This window comes from Lysinibacillus sp. 54212 (genome assembly GCF_036662795.1).
Taxonomy (GTDB): Bacteria; Bacillota; Bacilli; order Bacillales_A; family Planococcaceae; genus Lysinibacillus_B.
Map to the genome: position 1 here is coordinate 13,680 of NZ_JBAFWZ010000032.1, position 17,089 is coordinate 30,768.

At 38.0% G+C, this 17,089-nt stretch carries 11 protein-coding genes; 4 read left to right on the forward strand and 7 right to left on the reverse strand.

Features of this window, described 5'->3' with window-relative positions:
* Positions 1 to 234 precede the first annotated feature (234 nt).
* Positions 235 to 1,554, forward strand: a complete 1,320-nt coding sequence (brnQ, locus tag V4T18_RS16240) for a branched-chain amino acid transport system II carrier protein (protein WP_332651202.1) — start codon at positions 235 to 237, stop codon at positions 1,552 to 1,554.
* Between the two features lie 123 nt (positions 1,555 to 1,677).
* A complete protein-coding gene (locus tag V4T18_RS16245) occupies positions 1,678 to 3,018 on the forward strand; it encodes a S41 family peptidase (RefSeq protein ID WP_332651204.1) in 1,341 nt (446 codons plus the stop codon).
* A gap of 59 nt (positions 3,019 to 3,077) precedes the next feature.
* On the opposite strand, the gene V4T18_RS16250 is transcribed toward V4T18_RS16245, so the two are convergent.
* From V4T18_RS16250 to V4T18_RS16275, 6 genes are all read right to left on the reverse strand, one after another.
* Positions 3,078 to 3,671 (reverse strand): TetR/AcrR family transcriptional regulator, encoded by a 594-nt coding sequence (locus tag V4T18_RS16250; RefSeq protein WP_332651206.1) that lies wholly within the window; start codon positions 3,669 to 3,671, stop codon positions 3,078 to 3,080.
* A 274-nt stretch (positions 3,672 to 3,945) separates the two neighbouring features.
* A complete protein-coding gene (locus V4T18_RS16255; protein ID WP_332651208.1) occupies positions 3,946 to 5,643 on the reverse strand; it encodes an N-acetylmuramoyl-L-alanine amidase in 1,698 nt (565 codons plus the stop codon).
* 624 nt (positions 5,644 to 6,267) lie between these two features.
* Positions 6,268 to 7,188, reverse strand: a complete 921-nt coding sequence (locus tag V4T18_RS16260) for a C40 family peptidase (RefSeq protein ID WP_332651221.1) — start codon at positions 7,186 to 7,188, stop codon at positions 6,268 to 6,270.
* A gap of 225 nt (positions 7,189 to 7,413) precedes the next feature.
* Entirely contained in the window at positions 7,414 to 8,496 is a 1,083-nt protein-coding gene (locus V4T18_RS16265) for an S-layer homology domain-containing protein (RefSeq protein ID WP_332651210.1), read from the reverse strand.
* A 256-nt stretch (positions 8,497 to 8,752) separates the two neighbouring features.
* On the reverse strand, positions 8,753 to 12,856 hold the full coding sequence (locus V4T18_RS16270) for a hypothetical protein (protein WP_332651212.1): 4,104 nt from the start codon (positions 12,854 to 12,856) through the stop codon (positions 8,753 to 8,755).
* A 209-nt stretch (positions 12,857 to 13,065) separates the two neighbouring features.
* The gene (locus tag V4T18_RS16275) at positions 13,066 to 13,734 is read right to left on the reverse strand and encodes an S-layer homology domain-containing protein (RefSeq protein ID WP_332651214.1); all 669 of its coding nucleotides are present in this window, start codon (positions 13,732 to 13,734) and stop codon (positions 13,066 to 13,068) included.
* 211 nt (positions 13,735 to 13,945) lie between these two features.
* Here V4T18_RS16275 and V4T18_RS16280 point away from each other — a divergent pair, with 211 nt between their 5' ends.
* Entirely contained in the window at positions 13,946 to 14,632 is a 687-nt protein-coding gene (locus tag V4T18_RS16280) for an amino acid transporter (RefSeq protein ID WP_332651216.1), read from the forward strand.
* Positions 14,632 to 16,353 (forward strand): hypothetical protein, encoded by a 1,722-nt coding sequence (locus V4T18_RS16285; protein ID WP_332651218.1) that lies wholly within the window; start codon positions 14,632 to 14,634, stop codon positions 16,351 to 16,353. Before V4T18_RS16280 ends, V4T18_RS16285 begins: the two co-directional genes overlap by 1 nt.
* Before the next feature lie 18 nt (positions 16,354 to 16,371).
* Here the strand turns inward: V4T18_RS16285 and V4T18_RS16290 are convergent.
* The coding region (locus V4T18_RS16290) for a hypothetical protein (RefSeq protein WP_332651220.1) at positions 16,372 to 17,089 on the reverse strand (718 nt) is incomplete at its 5' end.

The following is a 17,089-nucleotide window of genomic DNA, read 5'->3' on the forward strand; positions in this document are numbered from 1 at the left end:
TTATTTCCATTTTACAGAAAATTACCCATTAGTCACATCCTACTTTATTACTGTAGTTAAATTTAACTATACACCCTATTTTATTTAACTATCATTTTTTAAAAAAATGACAAAGAAATTACTCGAAAACAGTATCCTTTGCAAGATTTTTATGATAGAATCCATTCTTGTACACAATGAAAAGTTTTTAGAAAGTTTCGGCTTTTTCAATTAAAAAGGAGAATTTTATTCAACATGAACAACAATAAAGGCTTTATTCGTGAGAACCTTGCCGTTGGATTTATGCTATTTGCATTATTTTTAGGTGCAGGAAATATTATTTTCCCTCCTATATTAGGGCAGCAGGCAGGAGAATCATTTTTAATTTCCATTATTGGATTCTTAATTACTGGTGTAGGACTACCACTTGTTGCCATCGTCGCTGTCGCAAAAAACGGTGGAGATTTACAAATATTAGCGAATCGTGTCCATCCTAAATTTGGGATAATATTTACTTCTATCGTTTATTTATCGATTGGACCATTTTTCGCGATTCCACGTACTGGAGCAGTTTCCTATAATATTGGGGTTACATCATTTTTAACTCCAGCGCAACAAGAAAGCTGGGTTCCCCTATTTATTACGACACTTATCTTCTTCAGTTTGACGCTTTATCTAGCATTCAACCCTACCAAGTTAGTGGATCGCATAGGGAAAATATTAACACCGGCTTTACTAGCTGTTATTTTATTACTAGCTCTAAAAGCATTTATTACGCCTATGGGTGAATTTGGAGAAGCACAGGGAAAATATATTGAAAATGCATTTTCCGAGAGCTTTATTCAAGGGTACTTAACAATGGATGTCCTTGGCGCGCTAGTTTTTGGAATTGTTATCGTCCAAGCGTTGCAGGCACGTGGTATTCAAAGTAGTGCAAGGCAGGTGAAGGTTTCAATTTTTGCTGGAATCGTTGCAGCTATCGGTCTATCGTTCGTTTATGTTTCATTAGCGTATATTGGAGGCACAAGTCCATCCGCTATCGGTTATTTTGATGATGGTGGACATATCATCGCTGCCTCTGCAAAGGTGTTATACGGAAACGCTGGCAGTATTATTTTATCGGCAACGATTATCCTAGCGTGTTTAACAACCTCTGTCGGCTTATTATCTGCCAATGCATCTTTCTTTTCACGATTATTTCCAAAGTTTTCATATCAAACTTTGTTAATTATTTTTACGCTGTTTAGTTTGGCCATTGCAAACGTTGGCCTAGCAAAACTAATATCAATTTCACTGCCCGTATTACTAACGATTTATCCAATCGCTATTGTATTAATGGTTATTGCATTATTCTCGGCTCGCTTTAACCATGCACCGATCATATATATTTTACCGTTAATCGTCACAGCATTCGTTAGCCTTTATGATGGGTTAAAGCAGGCAGGATTAGAAGTTACAGCGTATAAAAACGTATTGGCCTACTTACCATTACAAGAGCAAAGTCTAGGCTGGTTAATTCCAGCAATTATCGCTACTACAATCGGGATATTCTTCCATCTGATATCAAAAAAATAAAGCGATCGCCTCCAGGGTAATTCAATCCTGGGGGCGATTGTTTTTTCAAGAAGGTATATAATAGAAATAATCTATAAACAAGGGGTGTAGCTTGTGAAAAGGTATTATTCTATTCTATTTCTAATGTTATTATTTTGGATTGTTCCTCATACTGTATTTGCCGAGCCACTTCAAGAAGTAAAGGCAATTGTGAAAGAAAATTATGTGGGTGAGATAAAAGGAAACATAAACGATGCAAAATCAATTGCAGACTTAATGAAGATGCTCGATCCGTATTCTACATATTTTACAAGAGAAGAGTTCGAAGCTTATTTAAATGCCATTGAACTCACATCTGTAGGAATCGGGGTTGTCATTGAGGAACATGAGAAAGGGATACGTATAACGGAAGTAATCACGGGGGGGAGTGCACAAAAGGCAGGGGTCAAAACCGGCGATATTATTCTTTCGATTAATGGCAAATCTACTATGAATATGTCTACATCTGAAGCTTCTACTCTTATTATGGGAAAGGAAGGCTCTTCCGTTTCACTGACACTATTAAAGGAAAATGGAGAAACCTTTACAAAGTCGATTGTACGAAAGCCATTTACCCTACCGAATGTCACAACGGAACTCCTATACGGTAACGTAGGATATATCGCTCTATCATCATTTTCAACTGATGCAGCTTCACTAGTCCAACAAGCCCTACGCAATTTATCGGCGAAAGGTGCTACCTCATTTATCTTGGATTTACAATACAATGGTGGGGGCTATGTTTCATCCGCGGAGGATATCATTGGTTTATTTCCAAATGCTAAGGTGGCATATCGTTTAAAGCTTGCATGGGGCAATGAAATCGCTTATGCAAGCAGGCAATCCATGCAGTTTCCTAAAAATACGAGACTTTTAATTAATCGATATAGTGCAAGTGCCTCTGAAATGACAGCTGCTGCCCTTTTAGATCAAAATGCAGCTATTTTATACGGCGAAACCTCTTATGGAAAAGGCACGATGCAATCCTTTTATGAGCTGTCTGATGGGAGCATCTTAAAGCTAACAATGGCTGAATTCAGCGGACCAAAAGGAACAAAGGTGCACAAGGTTGGGGTTACACCACAAATAAAAACTAACAATGACCCACTATATCTCGCCCATTATGATGCGATTATCGCTAGTCTAAAAGGTTACAAAGAGCGACCAGCCTTAACAAAGGTACAGACTACAAAAACATTTACACTTTCATTTAATCATGCTCTATCCTCGGTAACGATTCCAAAAGGTACAGTGGAGTTAGTGACTCTCGGTGGCAACACTGTGAATGCACAAATTCAACAACAGGATTCAAAGCTAATTGTAACACCTCAAAAGCCGCTAATAGCAGGTGCTGAGTACATGCTTATTATTCATCCAACATTAAAAAACGAGAATGGAAAGCGATTAAAGCAAGGCTCCTATTTACGAATTACAGTGGCACAATAACTCATTGTTCCCGAAATAAATGAAGCCAGGACCATAAAGTTGGCTCCTGGCTTTTAAATTTAAACTAGTTCAAGCTGCTCTGTAAAGTATATGTTGATAATATGTGAGGCCAGCTTTTCAGGCTCACATTGTTTAGTTAGTAACGTCGTTAGGGTGAGTCGTTCAACTGATCCTAGAATGCTCTCTGCAAGGATTGTGGCACCAACACTGTCTAGCACAGTAAAGTTACTCTGCTCTCGTTCTAATGCGGAAGAGAGTGCATAGACCATCTTATTTTTAATGATAGAAGACCCTTCACATTCATAAAAACCAATTTTCGTTAAATTCGGATTTTCTACAAAATAATTAAAAATATTTTTAAAGTTTTCAAATAAGCGGGCCTTTATATTCTTTGTCTGTTGAGAAGATTGCAGTAAACCATCATCCATAATTTCCATCAACTTATTTTGGAATTCTTCATTTAAATCGTTAAATAAAGATTCCTTACTTTGGAAATATAAATAAAATGTTGGCTGAGTTAAATTAGCCGCTTTTACAATATCACTAATTTTTGTTTGATGATACCCGTGTGTTGAGAATAGTTCTATCGCTTTCTCTAATAATAGTTTTTTACTCTTTTCTCCACTTGAATTTACTCTACGTCCTCTTGGCATTTTACTCCACCTTTATCTCTCTGTCTTGGATGCTTTGATAACATATGTATTACCAATTATTTCACATTCATTATATATTAATTATTTTTCAAAATAAAGCTTATAATCATAAAAATAACATTTTCACTAATGATTAGTAGTGCAATTATATTACTTATTAGTAATTAATGCAGACTTTATAATTTTACTTTATAGTAACAAAGTAGGTATAAAACAGGATAGTACAAAAAAATAAAACTGTTAGGAAACAAGAATGTCTCCTAACAGTTTTGGATTATTTTTTATAATATTGTGTAATGCCGTTATAAATAGATTGAGCAAAAATATCAACATATTTGTCATTTACTAGTTTTGCACGGTCCTCAGAGTTACTAACAAATCCTAACTCTACAAGTACTGACGGCATCGTTAGCCCTTTAATAACAACGAAATCCGCACGCTTTACTTTGCGGTCATTCATATTAGCATTTTTGACAATTTGACTATTAATATTTGTCGCTAGCGCAAAATCCTCTTTTTCGTTCTCATTATTTGTCACACTATAATAAGTTTCAGTTCCTTTTGCACTTTCACTGGATGCTGAATTAACATGAATACTAATGAAAATCTCACCATAATTTTTCTTTGCAAATGCAACACGCTCATCTAACGTTGGGTACGTATCACCTGTTCGTGTCATCTTTACAATTGCACCGGCAGCCTCAAGCTTATTCTTTAGCTTCGTTGCTGTTTTTAATGTAATGATCTTTTCAATAGCCGATGCTTTAGATGCTCCTGGATCCTTCCCGCCGTGACCAGCGTCGATTACAATAATACGTCCTTGAATAGCTGATCCAGTTTGATTGATTAATCGTAGGTATGTTTTATGAATATATCCTTCTGTTCCGTTATACGATACCTTTGCCCAGTACCCTGAAATCGAATGTACTTCGACTAGTGTTCCACGGTTGATTTTTCCAACTACCGCGGATGATGTATCTGCTTTGGCACGAATATTTAAGTTATTAACCGTAGCACTACCAATCGTTTTAGTATTTAAAACGGGCTCTTCTGGGTCCGGTTTTTGTGTTGGCTTTTCAGGCTCCTCTGGGTTTATCCCATCAATGATTTCTACATACGCTTTGTAAACATATGCATAGCGACCGTTATACGCTATTTTGTACCAATCGCTGCTCATATCAAATACTGAAAGAACAGTTCCTGTATGAACCTTCCCTACAATATTGCTACTTGTTGCTGAGCTTGCTGTCGAGCGAACATGCAAATTATCTGTTGTTACTCGAACCTTTGCTATCGCGTCGTTTTCATCCGGAACTGTTACTCCCTGTACCGGCGGATCTAGACGATACTTATCCGAGCTAGCACGAGCTACGAATAGCGCAAATTGCTCTCGTGTTACAGTATTAGTTGGGCTGAAATTTTTAGAACTTGTTCCAACTGCAATGCCGCTATAGTAAACAGCTGCAATATACTTATAGTAACTATTCGATTTTGATATATCTGAAAAAGGTAATTCTAAATCTTTATATTGATCTACATCTAATTTATAGGAGATTGACAATACTTTTGCCATTTCATTACGAGTTAAACCTAGGTCTGGTGCAAATTTATTCCCTGTATACGTTGTAAAATAACCAAGTTTTACAGCCTGCTCCACATAACCAGAAAGCCATGAATCGACTTTTATATCCCCGAAGGAAGATTGCGACACCTTAAGTGGCTTATGACCAGTTGCCAGTACGACCATTTTTGCAGCTTGTCCACGCGTAACGGTCTGAGCTGGTCGATAATAAGTCTTACCATTTTCTATAATCCCCGCTATAACACCTTTTTCTACTAAGTAGTTAATTTCTTCATAGGAAGAATGACTAGTAGGGATATCAGCAAAGCGCTGACTAGCATATACACTATGTATATTAAACATTGACACGATGAACACGATAAATACGACAACAAATCTCTTAAAAGACAATGTCCTATTCCTCCCTTCAATATAAACAACTACTATTTTACCAAATAAATACCTCGAAAAGAATCAGCCTATTCTACCTCGTTTTGTAGAATAAAGTAAATGAGAGGGCTATTAGTAAGTCTTTTGTTGTTTGCTAGTAAGTAAAATCTATCTATATAAAGCTAGCTCTAACAGCTCGACATATTTTTGTCATCTATAATATTACACTATTCGATACTAGTAATATATTACAAATACATGTCAAAAATATTTTCGTCATTACATTTATGTATAAAATTACGGGTACTGATTACCTATTATTGTTCATGTTATCGTGTGAAACGTTGATTACTGCTACATCCGGCTCGCTTTCCACGAACATGGGTCGAGCCGTTTCCTTCGCTCCTCTTACATATTTATGAATCTTCTTAGAAAAACTATTTATGACATTGACCAATGTGTAAAATACTTCGGTGTCAAACTAAACCTCTCCTTACGAAGGTGATTAATTCCCACTAGCTAATACTCGTCTAATTTACAAGCCGTTTATTTTCAAACTGAAAACACAAAAGGAAGAGGTGCATTAGCAGCCTCTTCCCTCATTGAATGATAACTAACTTTATTTACAAAAAGTCTGTTACCTTATTATTTATTTTTTGCACGATCAATAAATGCAGATAAGTCTACTAGCTTCACTGAATCATTTACTCCGAATGTACCGTCACCTTGTCCGACTGTAATTTTGTTTGATGCTAAGTTTTTAATATCCTTTGCTGCCCAATGTGACGATTTTACATCAGAAAATGTAAGCGTATTTGACTGCATTTGTAAATCAAAGGCTTTTACTAATACTTTTGCCATTTCCGCACGCGTTAATGGTGAGTTTGCATTAAATTTTCCGTTTTCGTCACCTGAAAATACACCAATCTTTTTAAGAGCCGTTGTTGCTCCAGCATATTTCGAATTGGATTTAATATCTATAAAAGATGAATTTGTATTCGATGTATCTAGATTTAATGCTTTAGCTAACTGTAGGGCAACTTCGCCACGAGAAGCATAGTATGAGAAATCGACTGCTGCATCCTTAACTTCATCCGCTGCATTTTCTGTGCCATTTGTAAAGCTTGCAATACGTTTTGCTCCCGTATAACGTTTAGCCCAATAAGATTCGCTTAAACTAGCTGTTATAACACCTGTACTTGTGCCTGCGTGAGTGAATTTATTATTTCCAACGTAAATCCCTACGTGAGAAGTGGGTTTCCCTGTTGTATTGAAGAAAACTAAATCGCCAACTTGTAAATTACTTTTAGAAACCGAAGTTCCTTGACTGTATTGTCCTGATGTTGTTCGTTGAATAGGAATATCTAATTGCTTAAAAACTAGTTGTGTGAATCCTGAGCAATCTAATCCTGAAGATGTTGTACCTCCATAAGCGTATGGTACACCAATATATTTATAAGCTGTAGCTGTTAGTTCTTTTTGTGATGCTGCTTCTGCAGTGTCTGTGCCCGTTCCCGCCATAATCATAAAAGACGCAAAAACCGGTAGTAACCATTTTTTCATAATCGTAAATAGTACCCCTTTCATTTTCTATCCTGTTTAATTCCTAGTAAAAGATTAACATAGAAATAAGGGCTGTAACTTTTCACTTGTGTAACAGATTGTTACAAAACAAGAAAACACCAGATTCCTTAGTATTCATAAGGAATCTAGCGCTTTTTGTCGAGTATTATAGATTTTTAGTATGTTATTTAGTAACCCTACTGTAATATTTCATACTATTATTTTCCATTATATTTCACTAGAAAACATCTGGACCCAATAAAACTTGCCATTTCCATCACGTTTAATCGCGATGCCAATATTGGTGTAACTTTGATTTAAAATATTGTCTCGGTGTTTTTTTGAGGATAGCCAAGCTTTACACACTTCCTCTGGTGATGTTATATAGCGAGCAATATTTTCCCCAAAGCTCGAAAATTCATAATCAAATAATGCCGCCATATCCCATGGGTTTCCATAGTACGGGGATTTATGCTCGAAATAATTACGTTCCAGCATATCCTGAACTTTGATTACTGCTAACTGATTAAGGGCTTTATCTTCAATCAATGGTTGTAAACTGTTCTTTTTACGCTCCACATTGACTAAAGAAATAACATCCTTTATCCACTTCTCATGCTCACTTGGCGTTTCAATATAAGACTTTGCTAAAAAATCATATGCAATCTGATAATTATCCACGCCCTCTTTAAATAGTAGGGATCTTGATAATACTGTTGCTAGCTCTGCACGCGATACTTTCCCATGGGGATCAAATATCAGACCTTGCTTACCGTAAAATATGCCAGCATCAGCTAGTGACTCGATATAGTGCTTAGCCCAAAAGTTCTTATTATAATCTGTAAAGCTGGACTCGTTACGCTTGTCCACCTCAATTTGAAAAGCTAATGCGATGACTTTCGCTAATTCACTTCGAGAGATAGGCTGCTCAGGATGAATTTTTTCGCTATTCGCTAAAATCCCGAGTTCTACTAGCTTGCGAATTTCCGCATAATCGGGATGGGAGGATGCCACATCCTTTGCACGAAGCATAGTATCCGATTCCAGTGATAAATGTAACGTCTTTGCGATTACTTTCGCAGTCTCCGCGCGAGTAATCAATCTATTAGGTTTAAATGAACCATCCTCGAAGCTCGTCATATAGCCTTTATTGACAATGAGTTCTATTGCATTTGAGGCCCAGTGCTTGTCATTAATATCTGTGAGATTGGATTTTGCCTCGACCACGGGCTGTGCTAAGGTATCTAATGGAAGTACAGGTAGAAATAATAGAATGGATAAGAAACTAGTCATCAATACTTTTTTTATCAATTGTTGTACCTCCTTGATCAGGATAAAAACACGCCTCCCACAATTATGTGAAAGGCGATGAATCAAATATATCATACTGAATTTTTCACCACGAATCAAATGGATGAAGCCGGCTATTAGAAAAGCGCAAGCGCCCCGTTTAGCCCCGACAAGCGCTGGAATCTCCGAATCGAAAGCATCTTTCCCGCTTTCGACCGAGGCGATGAAGCGACCTCGAGGGGCTGGGCGCTGGAGCTAGACAATGCTCAAGCTCGAACTACCAATACCATAATTGCTTTTCATATTCCTCAAGCATGAAGTAATTAGATACCATACGTTTTTGCTGCGCTGTTAGCTTATCATAAGCCATCCGTGCTGCTTCTACTTTTCGATCGAAGTAATAGGAGCTTGGATCAATTTCTGAAATTAACTGACGTACTTTTTCAACAGCCGCTACTTCCTTCTCGGCCTCTTTTAGCACAGAATAATTAGTTACAAGCCTTTTCATAGCAGCCGGTAAAGAATTATAAGCCGCTAGTGCTGCCCGTACTTGAGCTGCATAATTTTTCGATGACGGGGAAATTTCTGAGATTTTATCAATTACTGCAGAAACTGCGTCCGTATCCTTTCTTGCCTGCTCAAGCTTAGAGTAGTTTGTAACATAGAATTTTTCAGCACTTGATAAACGATTATATGCTGAGATTGCGGCCTGTATGCTACCCGCGTAAGCAGGATCTGAAGGCTTTAGCTTTTCAATCATTTTATAAACCTCAATCGCTGGTCCTATGCTTGCTAGCTTATTTAAATTCGGAATCATCGCTCGCTGTTCTGCCGTAAGCTTCTCAAGCGCCTTCACTACTTTATCATATTGAGCAACAAGATTAGTTGAATGTTGTAAACCATCAATCAAATCAATAGCAATTAACACATTTTTTACGCCTTTTTCGTAGCTAACAAGCTCTTGATACAGCGTAACAGCGCGTTTCTCTGCTACGGATAACGCATTATATGCAGCTCGTGCATCCTTAATAGCCTGCATATATTGATTGGCAGATTTTGTAGGAATCGCGCGAATCAATTCATCTACTGCTAACCCACCAACTACGGTATTTTCATAAGCAACTAAAGCCTGATAGTTTGAAATGAGTGCCTTATCTGCAGGAGATAGTGCGTCATATAAAGCTCGAGCCCTTAGTACTTCCTCAGCAAATGTTTTACTTGTTGGCTTTATTAGCGAAATAGCTTCCATCGTTGAGGCTACTGGATAAATTGTTGATAATAATACTTCGCGGTTTGTTACAAGCTGACGACTATCATAATCAATTTTTTCGTAAGCCTTCACTGCTGTAGTGTATTTTCTTACAAAGCTTAGCGCATCGTTATATGGTCTAGTTAACATTTCCTGCAGCTCTTGAATTTGATAAATTACTGTCGTTACAGGCTTTAATGCTTTTTCACGATTTGTTAAATCTTTATAATTTAGTACAAGCTTTTGATAAGCAGAATTAATACGTGCTAATTTATCGTACGCAGCACGTGCCGCTATCAGCTTCTCTACATAGTTTTCCGCACCTGGAACAGCAGCATCAATGAGATCCATTACTTCGGTTACTGTTGCTAAACCAGACTCAGCCGCTTCTATTTTATAAAGAATATCTGCTAAATAACCTTGTTCAATCTGTGATAAACGCTCATACTGCATGCGAATTTGCGCAACATCCTCTAAATAAGTTCTACTTGTTGGCTTTAATGCATTAATTTGCGAGACAATATCAGCGATTTTTAAATATGGCTTTAGGCCAGCATCATAATTGTACACATAAGATTTTTGACGACCTGTTAGTCTGTCATACGCTTTTAGTGCTGCTTCGACTTTTCGTGCATAATCTCTATGGGCTACATTGACCGTAATGATCATCTCATCCCGGATTAAATCTACAACCTTCAATGCTGTAGTACCATCTTTTTTCAACGTTGTAAAACTCTTATAGTTTGTTACTTGCTTTTTTGCGTCCGCTGGTAATAATGCATAGGCAGCTTCGATTGCTTCAATTTCTTTTAAGAAGGCAGTGCCTGTTAAAAGGCTAAGCGAATCAATTCGCGCTACTAATGTGCTACCAATTGTAATGGCATTTTCGTGAGCCGAAATTGTACTTTCATATATTGATAATGCATCCTTTAATTTGTCCTTTAGTGTAGACGCAAAAGGCGAACTATCACCCGTAAGCTCAATATATTTTGAGCGGGCTTCTTCAACAAGGGTTTTAAAGCCTTCTTTTGTAGGCGTTAACGCTTTAATTTGATCCATAAAGGCTAACGAAATTTTAAAGTCTTCAATACGTTTTTTATTTTCGTCAGAAATATAGCTCTTTTGAGAAGCTGTTAATCTAACATATGCTGTAATGGCCGATTTCGCCTTAGATGCAAAGCTTGAATGCTCTGGATCCACTGCTTCAATCGTCTTCGTTACTGTTACCGGCTGACTAACTGTTCTCTCTAGGTCTGTTAGCGTTTTTAAGTTTGTTACAAGCTTTTTTGCCTGCGCATCTGTCATGCTGTTATAAGCTGCACGTGCATCTAATATCGCCTGAAGCTTTGCACTGCCAGTTAATGTTTCTTTTGCTGCTTCATTAATTAAATTTATAACGACCTCTGCTACATCTAATTGATTTTCTAAACCCGTCACAGAAAGCTTCAGTTCTTCTTTCAGCTTCGTTAGTGAGGCTGCATCTGCTTCACTTGCATTTGTGTCAACTGTTAGCGCTTCTAGTGCAACAAGAAGATCCTTCACCTGCTTCTTATAATCTGTAGCAGTTGATTTTAAATTGTAGAAAGTACCCGTGACCTTTGCAAACGGCAATAAATATTGTAGACGAGTAGAGTTGGAAACGAGTTGTTTTTCATTTTCAGTACCTAATTTTTCATAGGCTTTTTCTGCACTTGTTACAGTCGTTTCAAACGTCTTTTTATTTTCAATTTTAATTTTATTAATTTGATCGATCACTCTTAAGCTATTGCTTGCTGTCTTTTCCCATGCCTGCAGGTCGCTATAATTTTGAACTAATTTTTTCTGATTTGATGATAAGGAGTTATATGCTGCACGAGCAGCTTTAACATCCTCTGCTGTTTTAATATTTTGAATGTCATTTTCAACAGGAATTGCAGCATCTATATCCGTACGTGCTGTTGCTAATAAGTTAAGGTTGAGGACATATTTTTGCATGCTTGCATCTAATTCTGCATAAGCATCCTCTACAGCCTCGACAGCATTTCGATAAGCATCCGTTGAACTAGCCTTTAGTGCTGTAATTCTATCTACAACATTTAATGCATGCTGATAGCCATCTTTTTTAGTAGCATCCCCTAGAACTAAACTATACTTCTCAGCTAAATCCTTTTGACGCGTATTTAGCTTGCTGTATGCCAGATTGATGGCCTTTATTTTAGAAGAAAATGTAGCAGCTGTTTTAAACTCTGTTGTTGCAATCGTAGCGATTTGAGCGTCTAAAGCCTCTGCCGCCTTTATATCAACCTGTGCAGATTTCATTAGAGCGGTCACGGTTACACCATTTGACAGCAGGTGCGAATCGACAATTTTCTTCTCATTCGCTGTAAGACGACTAGCATATTCGCCATTCAACTCAGCGACTAGGTCTTTAAATTCTAATATTTTGTCCTTAGAAACTCCGTTGAATTTTAATAGTCTTTCAATATAGCCATCTGCGGAAGTTGTACCATCAGATCCATAAATAAATTTTTGAGGCTTTTTAATATCTTCAATATATGTTTTTAAAGTCGAGGCATTTTTAATATATTCCTTTTCAAAGCCTTCGATATCCTTTAAATAGTCGAGCATTGTTGAGAATGCTTTTTGCTCAAAATCTGGCGTAGAATAGCTGCTATAATCATTGACAGCTAAGTCTAAATCCGCTCTTACTCCTTTAAAGGATTGGACTAAAGTTTCGTATTTCCCCTGCATACTCGGCACTGAAACGAGTAAATCTGGGTTTGTCAATTTTAATAAAGAAATAGAATTTGTTAAACCCGCTGCTTGGCTTTTTAAATCCTTTAATGCATTTAAATAATCTAACTTAGCAGTTAGTAATGCATATTCATCAGGGGTTAATTTGTTGTTATAATCCAAATCGTTTAATAAATCATAATAAACTTCAATATTTGTCAGCGCGCTCTTTTCATTCAAGTCCATAATTTCTTGTAAACGAATTTGGTCTACATCTAAATCCGCTAGTGTGTTGTATGGAATGTTACTTTTATCCTCTTTTTCAATTGTGGCAGGGTTTACGTTTTCATTTGCACTCACGATAGCCCCTGGTGCTAAAAGTAATCCTGTTAATACGCTAATTCGTACTTGCTTTTTCATGTAGATCACCCTTTCTATACCCATAAATCCATCATTTTTATACAGTCTTCTAAACAGTTTATCGGTATTCTGCTATTTTTTTCTACCCCTTCAGGAAAAGATAACAAAAATACACGATAACCGTTATTTTCAAAAATAAAAAACTACCTATCACCTATTAGATACGGTAGTTTCTATTGAAAATATATATTTTGTGAGGAATGTCCTAATTACTGTACATCGACTAATTCAAAATCTTCACCTTTCGCAAGGAGAGCTTTATGTAAAAAAGTTGTTAGCTGACCTCTTGTAACAGTATTGTTCGGACTAAATGTAGTGTTAGAAGTCCCTTTCGTAATATCATTCTGCACTAACGTTTGGATATAGCGCCTTTCATTTACATTTTGTAGCTTATTGACATCGGTAAACTTCGTAGTAGAGGCGCTCGACATTTCAAATTCAAAAGAGAGAACGATCATTTTTGCAATGTGAGAACGTGTTAAGGTTCCATTGGGATCAAACATTGTCGGGCTTTTCCCGTGAATTATACCTTTCTCATATAGTGCAGCAATCGCCCCATAATATTTGCTCGATGTCGGAACATCTTTAAACCCAGGATCCTTTACATTTACCGTATCAAGCTCTAGGGCATTTGCAATAAACAATGCGGCTTCAGCACGAGTAGCCTCTTGTCCAGGCTTAAATTGTGTAGCTGTTCTCCCTTCAATTATGCCTTGATTATACAATAGAATGATTGGCTCATAATAATAGCTTTGAATGGGGACATCCGTGAACGGAATGCTTGCTGCTTCAGTAGGCACTTCTGCTACAAAAGCAACAGTCATCACGCCTATTGCTGAGGCTATAGCAAATTTTTGTCTAGACGTTTTTTTATTCATTTCCAATCCTCCTAAAATCTTCTATTCTTCTCTCTAGTATACGTTTTATAAAGTACTCTTGTCGATGCTTCTCCGTCCACAAGATTTGAACGTTTTGCTAACTTCTAGATTGGCACTTTGAACTATTTTCTTACATTAGTAACGATTCAGTATTCCTTCACAATGTATTTGTACTATAATGGTAAAATGAGGCTTGAAAGGGTGGGTATTTATGGTATTTCAATTTAAATTTTGGCATTCGCTTCTTAATCCTTCCTCATTAACGTATGCACTCGAGCACAAGGATGAATATGAAAAAATACGAGGGTACCGACGTAGCTTTTGGCTCGTATTCTTTTCTGCCCTTTTACTCTTTGCACTACGAAATATTTGGGGAATGAATACATCAGCATTAACAACACTTTTTGCAACAGGTTTAGATGACCGCTACATATTTGCACGCTATATTTCGCTAGGGAGCTCAGTATTGTGGGCAATTGGATTTTTCCTCTTCCACTATTTTGCTGTAGCGTATTTCCTGCATTTATTAACAGAGTTGCCCTTCAAATGGATTAGGAAGGTCCAGCTTTATGTTATTTCTTTCATAGTAGTGGAAAAGGCTTTAACTTTTATCGCATTTATCATTGTTGGCTATGCAACGCCCTACACATTCTTTTCGCTAGCACCAACACTTTTCCAATTCGTTCAGCATGATTATTTATTGTATTTTGTCAATCAATTAACAGTCGCAACGGTTGCTACAATATGGGTTCAATATCGATTTTTATCGCAATGGGATGAAGGCAACCGTAAAGTGTTAATGGCAAAAATCATTGTGATTCAAATCATTCTGGCACTGATTGTCGCAGCAATTAGTATTCTTCCTGTTTTTAACTGGCTAACAAGGGGGGCGAACTAATGTCGAAAAGAATTTGGGTCAGACTAGCTGGCTTACTCTTGATGAGTTTAGTCATAATCAATGCTTACCTGTTATTTAATGAGGATAGTAAAATCACAAAAAAATACTATATTAGTAGTTTCCAAGAAGCTGTAAAAGGGACTAATGTTGAAAAGCTCAATAAAGAGGGCATTTTGGCTACTAATAATGAGGTTCGAGTTTCGGCTGATGTAAAATCGCTTACTGAGGTTAGTGTAAAACGAGGACAGCTTATTAGTGCAAACGAGGAGCTAGGGGTGTACAAGCAGGATGACGCCCAAAAAGAAATTTTACGCTTAGAGGTTGAGAAAGAGGCTTACGAGACAGAATTAGATACACTCGAGGACCTGCTGGATGATATTGAGGATGACGTAAAATCGTCTAAGCCAGCCTCAACAATAGATTCAGAGAAGATAAACGACTTATTAAGTATCACTTTAGGGCTAGAGGTTCATGAGCAAACATACCCTGCTGAAGCTATTGCTCGACTAGGTGAAAAAATCGCCGAAGTCGAAAGGGAAATTGAAATAATAGATGGTCTTATTACACAACTAGAGACAAACGATGTTTTAGCTAGCCCGATTGATGGTGTGATTGGAGACATTACCGAACAAGGTGACACCATTACATTTGTCATTTATGCTACTGAAAAAAGTATCGTTGCCTATGTGACGGAGGATCAATGGCAAAGAGTTCAAGTTGAACAGGATGCCGTAATTACCATTCATGCCGGAGAGGAAAACGAACAAACTGTCGAGGGAATTGTAATTGAAAAACAGGCAATTCCTGCCCGGCAATCCCTATGGTTCCATGAATTAGAGAAAAATGAAAAGGTCGATGATTCGAAAACTATTTATGAAATTCGCATTCAACCTTACGAGCTTTTGCTTGATTACCCATACGGACTTGTTGTCGATTCAACAATAACGACGAAGGAAATTGTCGAAAGCTATAAAGTGAAATCTGATTGGGTCATTTCCCAGGAAATCCCCAATATCGGCAAAACTCATGTTTATACGCTAGGATACGACGGTAAAACAAGACTAGTGCCGATTACTGTCGAATTTAAGAAAAAGGACAGTTTAGCAACAAGAGCTAAGAAGAAAAACAAGGCTTCGGATGGGAACAATGCAGACGATGAAGTGGCCTTTGATGAAGATAGTAGTGAAGCTTCCTTGTCTAGTGAGGAAGAGGATGCCCTTGCTGATGATACTGAAGATGCGGGTTTCACGGGAGAGGACGACTTTGCTGATGAATACAATGAGACTGACTTCTCGGAAGATGCAGATTTTGTAGCTGAATTTGAGGATGTGGAATTGACGGGTGAAGAAGATTCGAACGGAGACACTGAGCTAGTAGATGAAACTGGTTCGGATGATGCCGATGAAGACATTGGTTCGGTCGATGCTGAGGATGAAGCGCAGGGTGAAGAGAATGCATCCGAAGCAGCCCAAGGTGACGATGCCCAAACAACTCAAGGTGCATCACTTATTAATCCACTAAAAAAGGTAAAGAAAAAGCAGCTACCTCAATATGATGTAACAGTTTTCACTGCTGCTTTCGATGAGCACACATATATATTAGATAATAAGCTTAAAAATATATATGCCCCTACCTTCCTCCCGCTGCCAATGAAAAAATTTGAGTGGGAAAAGGTTGGCGAAATTACTTGGCAGGATATTCTGCTATTTATGAGATATTAAATGACTCCACACGTTCTATTAATTGAGAGCGTGTGGTTTTTTGATCTTAAAAACCACACGTTCTAGCAATCTTGAAAATTTCTTTTGTTGGGATGGGGCTGGCTTTTGTTCGGATAGGCGCTTCTTTTGTGCGGATGTGGCTGCTTTTGCTTGATGGGTCACCTTTTGTGCGGATGGGGCACTTTTGTGCGGATACGCTTCTCTTTTGTTCGGATAGCTCCTGCTTTTGTGCGGATGGGACCCTTTTGTTCGGATAGGCGCTTCTTTTGTTCGGATGGCTCCTGCTTTTGTGCGGATGGGACTGGCTTTTGTTCGGATAGGCGCTTCTTTTGTTCGGATAGGCCTCGCTTTTGTGCGGATGGCTTCCTTTTGTTCGGATGGGTCCGCTTTTGTGCGGATAGGCACTTCTTTTGTTCGGTTGGCTTCCTTTTGTGCGGATAGCCACTTCTTTTGTGCGGATACGGTCGGCTTTTGTGCGGATAGGGCTGGCTTTTGTTCGGATGGGTCACCTTTTGTGCGGATGGGTCCTGCTTTTGTGCGGATGGCTGCTCCTTTTGTTCGGATACGCCTCGCTTTTATGCGGATGGAACCCTTTTGTTCGGATAGGCGCTTCTTTTGTGCGGATGGGACCGGCTTTTGTTCCGATAGCCACTTCTTTTGTGCGGATACGCCTCGCTTTTGTGCGGATGGAACCCTTTTGTTCGGATAGGCGCTTCTTTTGTGCGGATGGGACCGG